Genomic DNA, 13,871 nt, shown 5'->3' with positions numbered 1-13,871 from the left:
AATCCGCAATGAATGATCGTGTCCCCTCATGGTTCGATCACGCCATGGCCCAGCCGCGTCGATCTCACTTCACCGAAGGCGGCGGGGTGACTGTCCATTATGTCTCGTGGAACGCCGCAGACACCGGTAAGCCGCCACTTGTCTTCGCACACGGTTTTCTCGGGCACACGCACTGGTGGGACTTCATTGCGCCCTTCTTCACCGATCGCTTTCGCGTCTTTGCTCTGGATTTCCGCGGCATGGGCGACAGCGCCTACAGGCAGGAATACAGCGCCGACGTTTTCGTGCGCGACCTCGTCGCTGTCGTGGATGCAATCGGCTCTGGACCGTGCGTCGCGGTGGGCCACAGTTTCGGCGGATCGCGTCTGCTCCAGGCGTGCGCGACCTTTCCCGATCGTCTCTCGCATGCAGTCGTGCTCGATTCGTATTTCATGCTACGCGGCGAAACCTTGCCTGCAGTGGAACGACGCCCGCCGCCCCGCCCCTATCCGGACTGGCATACTGCACTCAGTCGCTTTCGACTCATCCCGGAACAAGATTGCGAGCCGTGGCTGCTCGAGCATCTCGCGCGGACATCACTTCGTCAAACCGCCGACGGCTGGGTATGGCGCTTCGACCCGAAGTTGCGGAATCTCCAGCCGGTCGAAGGCGAAGAAGACCTGCTGACCCGCATCGCGGTTCCCGTCAGCTACGTGCACGCCGAGTGCAGCAGCGTGGTCAGCGCCGATCGCGCGCGCCGCATCGTAGCTGCGATTCCCGGCGCGAAGGGTCCCATCACGATGCCACGCGCAGGCCATCACATGATGCTTGACCAGCCACTCGCGCTGGTCAGTCTCTTGCGAGCCTTGCTAGGGCCTGTTCACGCTAATAACGGGCTTGCGAACGTGCCTTTGCGCGCGTAGTGCAAGGAGAGAGGAGCGCCGTTTGGCCGAGCCAAACAAGCGACGACCGACGCCGCAATACGGGCGCAAAGGCACGTTCCCCTGTTTTAAAAAAACCTTCAAGGCGCTGGCCGCCAGAAGGGCCGATCGCCGCGTCATGCTCCTTGCGAATACGTCGAGTATTCGTTGCGTCGCAATCCTTGCGCTCGGCCCTTCTGGCGGCCAGCGCAAGCCCGTTATTAGCGTGAACAGGCCCTACATGAATTCCAATCTGCGCGAATCGAAAACTGCGCCGTGGTCGAGCGGTTTGCCTCTTGCGGCCCTGATTGCGCGCGCCGTCGAAAAGCACGGCGCGACGCCACTCCATTTTCATACCCAGGCCGGTGCCTACACTTGCACCACCGAGTCCCTGCTGCGCGACGCGAAAGAGATTGGCAAGGCACTCACAGCCCTCGGTCTGCGTCGAGGCGATGTGATCGCGATACAGCTTCCCACACAGCGCGAGACTGCGCTTCTGTATCTGGCTGCACTGGAGATCGGTGCGGTACTCGTGCCGATCGTTCACATCTACGGTCCCGCCGAAGTCGGCTTCATCCTTCGACAATCCCGCGCCCGCGTTCTGTGCGTGCCCGATTTCTGGTCCCGAACCGACTACCTGGAGCGTATCGCCGCGCTCGGCGACACGCCCGACCTCGAGCGCGTGATCGTCGTTGGCGATCGGGCGCCCTCGAACGGCATCACGTTTGGCGCGCTGCAACGACTCGCCGCGACAACGCATGAACAACGCCCTGCTGACCCGCCAACGTCGGAAGACATCTGCCTGCTGCTGTACACGTCAGGAACGACAGCTTCTCCCAAAGGCGTGCAGCACTCTCATCGCACAGTAGGCGCAGAGTGGCAGATTCCGTTCATCGACGGGCCTGGGCCGTATCTCACGCCCTTCCCTGCTGGCCATATTGCAGGCTTCAATTTCCTGTTGCGTCCATTCATTACAGGCACCGAGATGGTGTTCATGGACCGATGGGACGCCTCGCTTGCCGCGCGACTGGTCGATGAGTATCGCGTGCGCCTCTCGGGCGGCACACCGTTTCATCTCCAGGGGCTCCTCGAAGCCGCCCGCCGCGACGGGCGCAGCCTGGCGTCCCTCGCTTCTTACGGTCTGGGCGGCACGGGTGTCACGCCCGAGCACGTCGCCATGGCCGATCGGGCCGGCTTCGCGGGAACCCGCGCCTACGGGCTGACCGAGCATTCGACAGTGAGTGTCGGCTGGGCCGATTCGCCTTTTGATATCCGGGCCTGCACGGACGGTCGCATTCAACCCGGCTCGCAGGTGCGCGTTGTCGACGAGTTGGACAGCGACCTGCCTGCCGGACGCGACGGCGAGATTCTGATCAAGGGTCCGGAGCTGTTTGTCGGCTACACCGACCCGGCGCTCAATGCGGCCGCGTTCACTCACGACGGATGGTTCCGGACCGGCGATATCGGCCGTCTCGACGAAAACGGTTGCCTGACCATCACGGACCGAAAGAAGGACATCGTGATTCGCGGAGGAGAAAATATATCGTCGCTCGAAGTAGAGCGAGTACTTGCCACTCACCCGGCCGTGCGCGATGTCGCCGTCGTGGCACAGCCAGACGCACGATATGGAGAAAGAGTCTGTGCGGTCGTCGTCTTGCACGAACGCACGTCGCTCGACCTGATCGCAGTCCAGACCCACTTTGCCGGCGCGGGCGTGGCGAAGCAAAAGACGCCCGAGCGACTTTGCATCGTTGCAGAGCTGCCGCGCACGCCTTCGGGAAAGGTGCGAAAAGGCGATCTGCGCAAGCAACTTTCCGCGTAGTAGCAAATCAGTTGGTGCTTATCGAGCGGAGCCGTCCCGGCGCGACTTGAAAAACCGATCTCGTTGCATTGACACCTGATCGGACGAAACGAGCCGATCGTAGATCGCACGCGCTGCGGCCATGCCGGCATCGAAATCGGGCGACTCGGCCGCGGCGGCGATGGCATCCAGACACTGGCTTTCTATTGCATCGCTACAGCTGAGGCGTGAGCGCGCTTTAGCGACAATGGAAACCGGATCGCTATCAGGCAATGGCAACCGGCGAATCAATGGCAACGATGTACCGCCTATCTTCTCACGCGCAAGCTCGATCGCAAGGCGCGACATTTCATGCTCATCGCCATCGACGATCCGGTCAAATAACGCGCTGCCCCGGAAGGTTCCCGCGCGCACGATTTGAGCACCAAGAATGAATTCGATCGACTTCGCGAAGCCCAGCACACGCGGCAAGCGCTGCGTGCCGGACAAAGGGATCACGCCGAGCTTGCATTCGGGCAGACCGATCTGCGCATTGTCCGCGACCACACGGTAGTGGCACACCAACGCGGTTTCCAGACCACCGCCAATGGCAAACCCGTGGATAGCGGCTACAACCGGCTTGTCGCTCGCCTCGATCACCGCATGAACGTGCAGCGACAATGCTGGCCAAGCTGTGGCAGCGGAAGTGCCGAACTCGCGAATATCACCTCCCGCGGAAAAGCCGCGTCCACTGCCATTGAGTACGATCGCGCGAACCCGCACGTCGCACCGGGCCGCTTCAAACGCGGCAACGAGTCCGCGACGGATTCCCAGACCTAATCCGTTGACTGGCGGATGGCTCATCGTGACGATAGCGATTTCGTCTTCTACACGATACTCGACGTCGGCGAAGCGATGCGGCTTGCAATGCGTCATCGGTTATCCGCTGTGGCGTTTGACGATGGCGGGCACTGTGCGCCTAACGGTTGTTAGCAAGCCAGCTCGGCATATCCGCCGGCCACGGAGCGGCATACAGCGCGTGCACACCCATCGCGCTCGTGTAGGCCAGATTCAGTATGTTGCAAAACGCGATGAAAGCCAGCACCCGAAGCGCCGTGCGCACCGCTGGATGGCAACCGACACGATCGACACCTCGCTCGATGGCCGTATATCCGTCTTCGTCGACGTTCAGCAGAAGGAAGGCCGACGCCACGAAAGCAGATGGAAACAGCGTAGGTGCGGATTTGTGCAAAAGCGAAAAGCGCACCGAGCCCTGCCCACGCATACACGCTGGGCCAGGTTGTGCTGCGTCGAGCGACCATTTCCGACATGCTTTGCCTCCTTTACTATTCCCCGCCATTCACATTTTTGAATATCGATCGTAAAAATGTACTCCCGCGGAAGTGGCGACGTCAAGTGCGTGTCGCTCAACGCCTGGTGGGTTATCGGCCCATGAGGTCATGAATCTCGTGATCGAGTGCCGCCATCGCGAACCGAGGCGCGACTGCACAATTGTTGACTTCGACCTGCCACTCCACCGGATTCACGAGCCAGAAGAACAGCCCATAGACGATGTGGCGCCGGTAGGCATCTAGCGCGCTTTCAAATGACGGCGGGTTGTTGACGCCGTGAAAGGCGAGCCGCTCAAGATAGTATTCGAGCAACGCGCGCTCCCATCTCGGCCGATCCGCGATATCCAGAGCCGATATCAGGAAGTACGTGACGTCATGAGCCCACGGTCCGCGTCGATATGACTGCCAGTCGAGAAAGCCGGGCGTGCCGTCGCGGTCGAAATACAGGTTTCCGAGGTGAACATCGCCATGGAGAAACGTCATCGGCCCGATGCGGTCGAAAGCGCGCAGATCGAGGAGCGCCCGCTCCATCCAGTCACGATCGTGAAACCGCTTTGGCACGGCGGCCCCGCGCGGCAACTGTGTATAGCTGGCGAACACCTCGGGTTTCAACTGGCCCCAGTGATAGGTGCCGGACTCGCCATCGGGCAGCGGGTCTTGCGACGCGAGCCACGCCAGTTCGCCATCGCTTTCGAGCGCAGGCGATTGCCAGAACTGCGCGTGCCACCGCGCTTGCGCGTCCAGGTTTGCCGCCGCCTGCGCAAACGTCAGCGTCCGCTGCACGCGACAGAATTCCACTTCCCGTGAACGTAGATCCTCGAGGATCACGATCGACTGCCCGCTTCGACTGTCGGTCTCTGCATAGAAGCAGGCAGGCACATTTGCACGCAAGCAGGGATGGACTTCCTTGAAGAACTTCGCCTCGTATTCGTATATGTAGGCGTTCAGGTTCCGGTACTCAGGAACGAAACCGCCCTTGACGATCAGAGACTCCGGCAAGCGAAGCTCGCCCCCTGTCGCGTTGTAAGCAAGACGCACCCTGACTTTGGTAGCCGTGCCGTACATCACCTCGTCGATGGCCAGTGATTCGACGGCTACCCCTTCATGGCTGCGCGTGAGCGCCGACGTCAGCCACGAAGAGGTGATGTCCTCAACCTGCAAAGGAAGCGTGCCGGTAACTGGCTGCGGTCGGTGCGATTCCATCTGGGCGGGGCTTCTTTTCGCAACATTCATCTTGGCGCCTCCTGTGAGGTTGTATGTGCGTTCGTGCCGACATCATCATTGCCGGACCGACGTTCTCTACGCGCATGTTGCGCGGCACGTCGGAAGACCCGCAACGAGGGAAATCCCGGCTGGTATTATCGTTGCGTTTTTAGAACGATGTGCGTATTTTCGCTCATCGTTTCGACGAGGCCCGCTAGCACCGCGCTGAGTCGCTTCATTCCTGCCGTTCGTTAGAGCGCGGGATTAGTGAAACCAGCTCACTCTAATTGTTCCCCACGGTAACCATTGCGCGTCGGACGTCGTCGCTAGAATTCGTAAAAAACGACACACAGCCCCCTGGAGATAACTCGATGACCACATCCTTGCTTGAGCGGCTATTCGGCATCAGCGGAAAAATCGCTGTCGTGACTGACAAGGGATGCAATTCCAGCATCGATATCGCCCCTGTACTGGCCGAGGCTGGCGCACGGGTCGTAGTCGCCGATCACAGCGCAGCGCACATGCAATCGGTCGTCGACAAGATTGTTTCGGCGGGCGGCGAAGCAATCGCTATCGAGGCAGACGTGGAACGTGAAGCCTCCGTGATTGCGTTGTTCAATCAGGTCAGCGCAGCCTGGGGTAGCCCGGACATCGTGGTCAATTGCGCGGCCATGACCAATAACGGGCCGCTTACGGAGTTCTCCGAAGCCGCCTGGGACGAAGTGATGGCGCTCGACCTGAAGTCTGTGTTCTTTTGCATGCGAGAAGCGATCAAGCACATGCTCGCCGCAGGCCGGGGTGGACGCATCGTGAACGTGACTACCATGGGAGCCACGCATGCCGTACTGAATGGCAATGGCGCCTACGGTGCCACGCGAGCGGGCGTAGCGGGTTTAGTGCGCTCCGCAGCGCTGGACTATGCCCGCGACCAGATTCTCGTCAACTGCGTGCTTCCCGGTGCAGTGCCCGGCAAGGTTCAGTTTCATCCGGATATGCAGGCTCGCCTGAAAACAGGAAAGCTCACGGGACCCGGTACGGATGTGGAGCGACGTCTGCCGCTTGGATGGGGCGATCCCGCCGATATTGCCGCCGCGGTGCTGTACCTCGCAGGGCCGTCAGGCCGCTACATGACGGGCCAATCGATTACGCTCGACGGCGGATTTCTGATTAGCTGAAGACGTCCGCACCCAATCATCTTCACTGTCTGGTGAATTCCGATGAACTACAAACGATTGGGCCAGAGCGGCAAGACTGAAGCGAACCGAACAGCGCGACCATCATCGACACTCAAAACGGAGCATTCCATGTTTAGTGAAACACAGATCGGCGCGCACCTCGCGCAGAGGTTCAATCTCACGGGCAAGACCGCCGTTGTTACCGGCTCTGCGCAAGGTCTCGGTCGCGAGACTGCGCGACTGCTCGCCGAGGCCGGCGCCAAGGTCGTGATTGCCGACTTGAACCCCGATGCGGCGTCTGCAACAGCGTCGGATATCAATGCGGACGGCGGCATTGCGATGCCATGCCAAGTCGACGTGGCCGACGAAGCATCCGTCAAGGCACTATTCGCAGCCGTCGATACGAAGTTTGGCGGTGTCGACATTCTGATCAACAACGCGGCGCACCGTTCGAAGGCCGAATTCTTTGAAATGTCCGTCGAACAATGGGACCAGATGCAAGACGTCACGCTGCGGGGCACGTTCCTGTGTTGCCGCGAGGCTATCACGCGCATGAAGGCGAACGGCGGCGGCTCGATCGTCAACATCTCCTCCGTTGGCGCGCTTCGACCCACGCTGTGGGGCGTCAACGCCCATTACGACGCCGCGAAGGCCGGCGTGGACAGCATCACGCGATCACTGGCCAGCGAGTTCGCGGCCGACGGAATCCGCGTCAATTCAATCCTTCCAGGCGGCATGGCCAGCGAGGGCGGCAAGAACATCAGCGCGACGTTCAAGATTCGAGGGCCGATCGTAGGCACAGGACGGATTCCGATGGGACGAATGGCCGCCCCGATCGAGGTTGCACAGAGCGTATTCTTTCTCGCAAGCCCTGCCGCAAGCTATGTCACCGGGCAGATCATCGCAGCGGACGGCGGCTTCACGGTCAGCTAGGCGGACTCCACGACCATGCTCGCTCGCGATGAGCATCACCGATATCCTTGCGCGGACCGCGCCGATTCGCGCGCCACCCACGCCCCGGGGCGTGACATGAAGACAACTGTTCCTGAACGTGCGACCCGATGGCAACGCGGCCCACGAGCGCACGTTTGCGCCTGTCACCTTGCGCAGACTCACACACATCTGCTTCGTCTGCCCGATTGCGCGACTGCACCTAAAAGGTACCGGAACACCCGGGAAGCCATGACTGGCGGAAGGCAGCCGGAGTCGAACCGACCCGAGAGCGTCTGACGCCCTCAACTGGGTTTGAAGCCCAGCCGCACCACCGGATACGAATGCCTTCCTACGGTGATTGAATGACGCGAGCCCGATAGAAACAGACCGCCAGCCAGATCAAGGCAGATCGAGCCAGCGGCTATCCGTGCGCACGAGGTGCAGGCCACGGTGGAAGCGAGTATACCCAACCCGATCGAAGAACTCCAAAAGCTGGATCGCGCGTTTTCGGCCGAGCCCGGTCGCGTCGCGAAACGGCGCGGCCGCCACGGTGCCGCCGTTCTTGTGCGCCTCCGCCGCCGCGATCGACGCAAGTTCGCGAATCACCTGCTGGTGGTAGAACAGGTCATGCACGACCTGGAACAGTTCGCCCTGACGCGCGAGCTTGCGCAGCAACTGACGCACGCGCTCCTCCGGCACACCGTGCGCGTTCGTGAGCTCGCGCACCCACGGCGGATCGAAACGCCCCGCCTCGATCTCGGGCAGTAGCGTCGCGGCAAGCGCCTGATCGGCGGCGTCGAGCGTCACGGCGTGGCCGGGCAAATGCAGCCACGGTCCGCGTCTGACGAGCTGGCCACGCGCCGCCGCATCGTCGACCAGCGCGCGCCACAGGGCGTCGTCGACCAGTGGCGCCGCGATGCGCCGCAAGCGCGAAACGTCCGGGCCGAGTTCGTCGGGCGAGCGCTCGTGGTATTGCGCGAGCGCGCTCGTCAGGCGCCCCTCGAGCGTGTGCCATGTCGCGTCCGCGACCAGCAGCGCGTCATGGCCCGGCAGTTCGATCGTGCGTGTCGCGGCGGGCAACGCGAGCGCCGCCGCCGGCATCCCCGTGAGGCGCTCCAGCAACGCCCGCGACAAACCGTGCGGCGCGCGAGCGAACAGCGCGTCGAGTGAGCCGGTGTCGAGCAGCGTCTGCATCGCGTCGAGCCAGCCGAAGCGCTCCGGCGAGCGCCGCTTGCGCGCCGGAGCAAACGCATCGAGCACGTGCCCGCCGCCCACCGTGCGATTGGCCTGAGCGTTACGCACGACGAAGCGATCGCCCGGCACCGTGCACAGCGGCAGCTCGAACACGAGTTGCACGCGCGCGCGCTGACCGGGCGCGAGCGTGTCGCCTTCGAGCAGCGCGACATGCGCAACCTGATGCTGCGTGCCGAGATGCACGTGCAGCGGCTCCCAATGTTCGAGCGCGTGCGGCGCGTCGGCGAGCAGCGTCAACGCGACGTCGATGCGCTCGCTCGCTTGCGACAGTCGCGGATCGACGATCCAGTCGCCGCGCTCGATCGCACTCTTCTCGATGCCCGCCAGATTCAGCGCGCAACGCTGGCCGGCGCGACCGGTCTCGGCGGGGCGATTCTGCGCGTGGATGCTGCGCACGCGCACCGATTCGTTTTTCGGCGCGAGCAGCATCGTGTCGCCGACGCTCACGCTGCCCGCCACCACGGTCCCGGTGACGATCGTGCCCTGCCCCGCGAGCGTGAACACGCGATCGACGGCGAGGCGGAACAGGCCGTCGTCGCGCTTCATGCGCCATGCGGCGGCCTGCTCGCGCAGATGCGCGTTCAGCGCGGCGACGCCCGCATCGCTCGCGCGCGTCGCGCAGGTATCGAATATCGGTGCGTCGCGCAGCACGCTGCCAGCGACGAACACACTCACTTCATCGCGCACTTCGCGCAGGCGCTCGTCGTCGACGCGATCCACTTTCGTCAACGCGATTGCGCCGCGCCGGATGCCGAGCAGTTCGACGATCGCCAGATGTTCGCGTGTTTGCGGCATCACGCCGTCATCGGCGGCGATTACGAGCAGCGCGAAGTCGATGCCGCTCGCGCCCGCGGTCATCGTATGCACGAGCTTTTCGTGGCCCGGCACGTCGATCAGACCGAGCACGTCGCCATTGTCGAGCGGCACGTACGCGTAGCCGAGCTCGATCGAAATGCCGCGCGCTTTTTCTTCCTTGAGCCGGTCCGTGTCGACGCCGGTGAGTGCCTTCACGAGGCTCGTTTTGCCGTGGTCGATATGCCCAGCAGTACCGACGATCATGCGTGCCCGTCCTTCAGCTGCTTTTCGGTTGCGCGATCAGCTGTGCGATCAATTGCGCTTCGTCGGCGGCTTCGAGGCAGCGCAGATCGAGCCGCAACGCGTCGTCCGCGATCCGGCCGAGCACCGGCCGCGCCATCTCGCGCAACTGCTTTTCGAGCGCGAGCAGATGACGGCCGCCGCGCTTGCCGTCGCTCATCCTGATGACGAGGCCATAGCTCGGCAGCACGTCGACGGGCAATGCGCCGCTGCCGATCTGGCTGAACATCGGCTCCGCGGCCACGCTGTAGCGCGCGTCGATCGCCTGCTGTAGCGCCGGTAACACGCGCTGCGCGGCGCCGTGAATATCTTCGGCGGGCCGCGTGAGGAGCCGTAGCGTGGTCAGCCGCTCCGTCAACTTCTCCGGCGCGCGATACAGCTGGAGCACAGGCTCCAACGCCGCGAGTGTCAGCTTGCCGACCCGCAGTGCGCGCTTCAGCGGATGCTTCTTGATCTTCGCGATCAGATCGCGCCGCCCGACGATCAACCCGGCCTGTGGGCCGCCGAGCAGCTTGTCGCCGCTGAACGTGACCAGATCGGCGCCGGCCGCGACGGTCTCGCGCACCGTCGGCTCGCGCGGCAAGCCCCATTCGGCGAGATCGACGAGCGTGCCGCTGCCGAGATCGACGGCGACCGCAAGCCCGCGCGCGTGCGCGAGCGGCGCGATCTCTTCGATGCCGACTTCCTTCGTGAAGCCACTGATCGCATAGTTGCTCGCGTGGACTTTCATCAGCAGCGCGGTACGCGCGTTGATCGCCTGTTCATAGTCCTTCAGATGGGTGCGGTTCGTCGTGCCGACTTCGCGCAGCTTCGCGCCCGCGCGGCTCATGATGTCGGGAATGCGAAACGCGCCGCCGATTTCGACGAGTTCGCCGCGCGACACCACCACTTCCTTCTTCGCCGCGAGCGCGGACAGCGTGAGCAGCACCGCGGCGGCGTTGTTATTGACGATGGTCGCCGCTTCGGCGCCGGTCAGCTCGCAGATCAGATCGTCGATCAGATCGTCGCGGTCGCCGCGCGTGCCGGTGGCAAGATCGAACTCGAGGTTGGCCGGTTGCGTGAGCGCGCTCATCACCGCGCGTACCGACTCATCGGGCAGCAGCGCGCGGCCGAGGTTCGTGTGCAACACGGTGCCGGTCAGATTGAACACGCTGCGCAGCCGCGACGCGTTACGCGCGAGCAGCGCCGCGGCGACCGTCGCATGCAGCTGCGCGGTATCGAGCGCGCTCACCGCCGGGTTGGCCGCCGCATCGCCCGATTGCGCGCTGATGCGCCACGCATCGAGCGCGTCGCGCAGCGCGTTGAGTACCTGGGTGCGGCCGTATGCGCCGATGAGCGGCACGAACTCTTCCGACGCCAACACCTTGTCCACCGACGGCACGCGCGCCATCAGCGCGCGCAATGCCGAGCTGCTCACATCGCTCACGAGCAATCCTTATGTCGTTTTGAACTTGGCTCCGGTCAGGTCGCCGTCAGGCCGACTCGTCGCCCTCCGTTTCGGCCGCGCCGGCCGTCTGCTCCGGCCACAGCCATGGATGCGGCGACGCGCGCCGGTAACCTTCCGCGCCCATCAGCAGATCGAGCGTGAGGCTCGCGAGGTCGTCCGCGAATGGATCGAACTCGTAGTCCTTCGCCTGAATGCCGATCTTGCGGTAAGTATGGCATTCGTCGCACGACTCCGCCTTCAGCGCGGCGTTTTTCGATTCGGCCTCGCGCGCGGCTGCGTCGGCGTCGGGCGAGCCGGCTACCTGGTACGCGATGCCCTTCGTCGAATCGCAGTTCGAGCATTTGCTACGGACCATATGCCATTCGGTCGCGCACAATCCGCATTGCAGATAGCGATAGTTGTCGTACGCGCCGCCGATGCGCAGCGTGCTCGCCACCGGATGCGAGCCGCACACCGGGCACAGGCCCGGTGTGTCGAGGTACGGTACGGCGCGCTTGTCGATGTCGGCGGCGAGGTCGGTCCATACGACCTGCAGCGCGGCCATGATGAACGGCGCGCTCGCCGGATCGACGTCGGCGAAGCGCTGCGCGAAGATCGCGTCGGCCTGCGCTTCGAGCGCGGCGACGTCGAGCGAGCGCAGGCGCGCGAACAACGCCACGAGCGGCGGCGTCAACGGGGGACCCGCCGCTTCGATCCTGTCGAGCAGTTGTAGCAGCACGTCGCGCCACGCCGGATCGCGCGCGCCGGACAGCGCTGGAATCAGCGGCATCGAATACTGCTGCGCGCTCGCGATCAGCTCGGGGCTCGGTGGCTGGGCCTTGAAGTGCGCGAGCACCGCCTGCTGCGCATCGGCAAGCGCCGCCATCAGCCGCAGGTAGCCGGCGATCGGATTGCCGCGCGAGGCGAGCTGACGCAGGCGCGCGGCGCGCGGCGCGAACACCGCGAGCCGCTCGGGCATGCGGATGCGGGGTATTGCCGAGGGATCGAGCGACTCGATGTCGGCGGCTTCGAGAATGCGTTGAGTCAAGATATCGACCTCTGAAAACTGAAAGGCCGCCGCCCGTCATCGACGAGGCGCGGCGGCCCGGTGCGAGGGGCGCTGCGTCCAGTGCATTAGAGTCCGCATCGGAGCAGCGTCTATGGAGCGTATTTACTTGCCGATGATTTCCCTGAACCAGTTTGGATGATGCTTGCGCGCCCAGCCATAGGTAACGGTGCCGCGCGTCATCGCACCTATGGAGCCCTTGACCCACAGCGCCGCATAGATATGCACGATGATGCCGACGATCAGCAGGAATGCCGTCACGGCATGCACGAGCGCCGAGAGCCGGATCACACCAATCGGGAAATAGAACGAAAAGTAGCGCCGCCAGATCACGATGCCGCTCAGCAACAGCAGCAGCATACAGATCACCATCACGAAGAACAGCAGCTTCTGCCCGGCGTTGTACCTGCCGATTGCGGGCAGGCGTTCCTCGCGATTGTTCAGCACGTCGCCGATCTGCTTCATCCACTGGATATCCGCCTGGTCCAGATAGTTGTGATGCCAGAAGCGCAACGCAAGAATCAGGAACGAGATGAACATCACGCAGCCGATGAACGGGTGCAGAATCCGCGTCCACTGCCCGCCGCCGAGTACCACGTACAGAAACGCCATCGACGGATGGAACAGCGCGAGACCGGACAGCGCAAGCAGGATGAAACAGATCGCGGTGATCCAATGATTCGTGCGCTCGTTCGGCGTATAGCGCACGATCAGTCGGTTGCCCTTCAGGTCCGTGAAGTCGGTGTGCTCAGAGTGGTTCATTGCGTACCCTCCCGCGAACGGCGTGCTTCTTCGGCTTCCTTGACGGCTGCGGCTTCGTCGGCCTCGGACACCTCGTTCGGGCCGACGCGCGTGTAGTGGAAGAAGCCCGCGAGCGCGGCGATCCCCATAATGGCGAGCCCGATCGGCTTGGCGATGCCCTTCCACAACGAGACCAGCGGACTGATGCGCGGATCGTCCGGCAGGCCGTGATACAGCGACGGCCGGTCGGCGTGGTGCAACACGTACATCACATGCGTGCCGCCGACCTTGTCCGGGTTATACAGGCCAGCGTTCTGAAAACCGCGCTCCTTCAGATCGACGATGCGGTCCTCGGCCTGCTGCTTCATGTCCTCCTTGGTGCCGAACATGATCGCGCCGGTCGGGCAGGTCTTCACGCACGCCGGCTCCTGGCCGACCGCCACACGATCCGAACACAGCGTGCACTTGTATACGCGGTGATCCTTCTTCGACATACGCGGGATGTCGAACGGGCAGCCGGCGATGCAGAAGCCGCAGCCGATGCAGTTCTCCTGGTGGAAATCCACGATGCCGTTCGTGTACTGCACGATCGCGCCCGGCGCCGGACAGGCCTTCAGACAGCCCGGGTCGTCGCAGTGCATGCAGCCGTCCTTGCGGATCAGCCATTCGATATCGCCGGCGGAATTCTCGTACTCGGCAAACCGCATGACGGTCCACGAATGCTCGGTGAGATCGGGCGGGTTGTCGTAGACGCCCACGTTCACACCGATCTCGTCGCGCAGATCGTTCCACTCCATGCAAGCCGTCTGACACGCCTTGCAGCCGATGCACTTCGACACGTCGATGAGCTTCGCGACCGTGCCCGTGGCCGGCTCGCGAATCACCGGCGGCTGCGTGGTGGTGGCCGAAACGCGTCTGATGTCCAGTGATTGCAGTGCCATCTCTTT

At 63.3% G+C, this 13,871-nt stretch carries 12 protein-coding genes and 1 tRNA gene; 4 read left to right on the top strand and 9 right to left on the bottom strand.

Going from position 1 to position 13,871, the window contains the following annotated elements; translation table 11 throughout:
• Positions 1 to 8: 8 nt before the first annotated feature.
• Together OKW40_RS32425 and OKW40_RS32420 are read left to right on the top strand one after the other, a co-directional pair.
• The gene (locus OKW40_RS32425; protein ID WP_429493305.1) at positions 9 to 902 is read left to right on the top strand and encodes an alpha/beta fold hydrolase; all 894 of its coding nucleotides are present in this window, start codon (positions 9 to 11) and stop codon (positions 900 to 902) included.
• 22 nt (positions 903 to 924) lie between these two features.
• Positions 925 to 2,721 carry an AMP-binding protein gene (locus OKW40_RS32420; protein WP_429493304.1) on the top strand — a complete coding sequence of 599 codons (1,797 nt, stop codon included), beginning with the start codon at positions 925 to 927 and terminating at the stop codon, positions 2,719 to 2,721.
• An 18-nt stretch (positions 2,722 to 2,739) separates the two neighbouring features.
• Here the strand turns inward: OKW40_RS32420 and OKW40_RS32415 are convergent, their stop codons facing one another.
• From OKW40_RS32415 to OKW40_RS32405, 3 genes are all read right to left on the bottom strand, one after another.
• Complete coding sequence (locus OKW40_RS32415) at positions 2,740 to 3,615, bottom strand: enoyl-CoA hydratase-related protein (RefSeq protein WP_429493303.1); 876 nt, start codon at positions 3,613 to 3,615, stop codon at positions 2,740 to 2,742.
• Between the two features lie 43 nt (positions 3,616 to 3,658).
• On the bottom strand, positions 3,659 to 3,892 hold the full coding sequence (locus OKW40_RS32410) for a hypothetical protein (RefSeq protein ID WP_260321270.1): 234 nt from the start codon (positions 3,890 to 3,892) through the stop codon (positions 3,659 to 3,661).
• A gap of 229 nt (positions 3,893 to 4,121) precedes the next feature.
• Complete coding sequence (locus OKW40_RS32405; RefSeq protein WP_184062014.1) at positions 4,122 to 5,234, bottom strand: aminoglycoside phosphotransferase family protein; 1,113 nt, start codon at positions 5,232 to 5,234, stop codon at positions 4,122 to 4,124.
• A 371-nt stretch (positions 5,235 to 5,605) separates the two neighbouring features.
• On the opposite strand from OKW40_RS32405, the gene OKW40_RS32400 reads away from it, so the two are divergent.
• Together OKW40_RS32400 and OKW40_RS32395 are read left to right on the top strand one after the other, a co-directional pair.
• Positions 5,606 to 6,409, top strand: coding sequence for an SDR family NAD(P)-dependent oxidoreductase (locus OKW40_RS32400; protein ID WP_429493302.1), 804 nt, complete (start codon positions 5,606 to 5,608; stop codon positions 6,407 to 6,409).
• Between the two features lie 129 nt (positions 6,410 to 6,538).
• Complete coding sequence (locus OKW40_RS32395) at positions 6,539 to 7,342, top strand: SDR family NAD(P)-dependent oxidoreductase (RefSeq protein WP_184061986.1); 804 nt, start codon at positions 6,539 to 6,541, stop codon at positions 7,340 to 7,342.
• Positions 7,343 to 7,596: 254 nt separating this feature from the next.
• On the opposite strand, the gene OKW40_RS32390 is transcribed toward OKW40_RS32395, so the two are convergent.
• From OKW40_RS32390 to fdxH, 6 genes are all read right to left on the bottom strand, one after another.
• Positions 7,597 to 7,692: transfer RNA gene (locus tag OKW40_RS32390), tRNA-Sec, on the bottom strand.
• A 49-nt stretch (positions 7,693 to 7,741) separates the two neighbouring features.
• Positions 7,742 to 9,655 (bottom strand): selenocysteine-specific translation elongation factor, encoded by a 1,914-nt coding sequence (selB, locus tag OKW40_RS32385; protein ID WP_429493301.1) that lies wholly within the window; start codon positions 9,653 to 9,655, stop codon positions 7,742 to 7,744.
• A gap of 13 nt (positions 9,656 to 9,668) precedes the next feature.
• Positions 9,669 to 11,117: an L-seryl-tRNA(Sec) selenium transferase gene (gene selA, locus OKW40_RS32380; protein WP_184073735.1), complete on the bottom strand. Its 1,449-nt coding sequence runs from the start codon at positions 11,115 to 11,117 to the stop codon at positions 9,669 to 9,671.
• A 46-nt stretch (positions 11,118 to 11,163) separates the two neighbouring features.
• Positions 11,164 to 12,165: a formate dehydrogenase accessory protein FdhE gene (gene fdhE, locus OKW40_RS32375; RefSeq protein ID WP_090808552.1), complete on the bottom strand. Its 1,002-nt coding sequence runs from the start codon at positions 12,163 to 12,165 to the stop codon at positions 11,164 to 11,166.
• A 123-nt stretch (positions 12,166 to 12,288) separates the two neighbouring features.
• The gene (locus OKW40_RS32370; protein WP_184038987.1) at positions 12,289 to 12,945 is read right to left on the bottom strand and encodes a formate dehydrogenase subunit gamma; all 657 of its coding nucleotides are present in this window, start codon (positions 12,943 to 12,945) and stop codon (positions 12,289 to 12,291) included.
• Complete coding sequence (fdxH, locus tag OKW40_RS32365; protein WP_429352593.1) at positions 12,942 to 13,865, bottom strand: formate dehydrogenase subunit beta; 924 nt, start codon at positions 13,863 to 13,865, stop codon at positions 12,942 to 12,944. The genes OKW40_RS32370 and fdxH overlap by 4 nt, the downstream gene beginning before the upstream one ends.
• Positions 13,866 to 13,871: the final 6 nt, after the last annotated feature.

This window comes from Paraburkholderia sp. RAU6.4a, from assembly GCF_050435625.1.
In the GTDB taxonomy this organism is placed as follows: Bacteria; Pseudomonadota; Gammaproteobacteria; order Burkholderiales; family Burkholderiaceae; genus Paraburkholderia; species Paraburkholderia tuberum.
The sequence above is the reverse complement of the archived record's forward strand: the minus strand, read 5'-3'. Positions and strand labels throughout refer to the sequence as shown.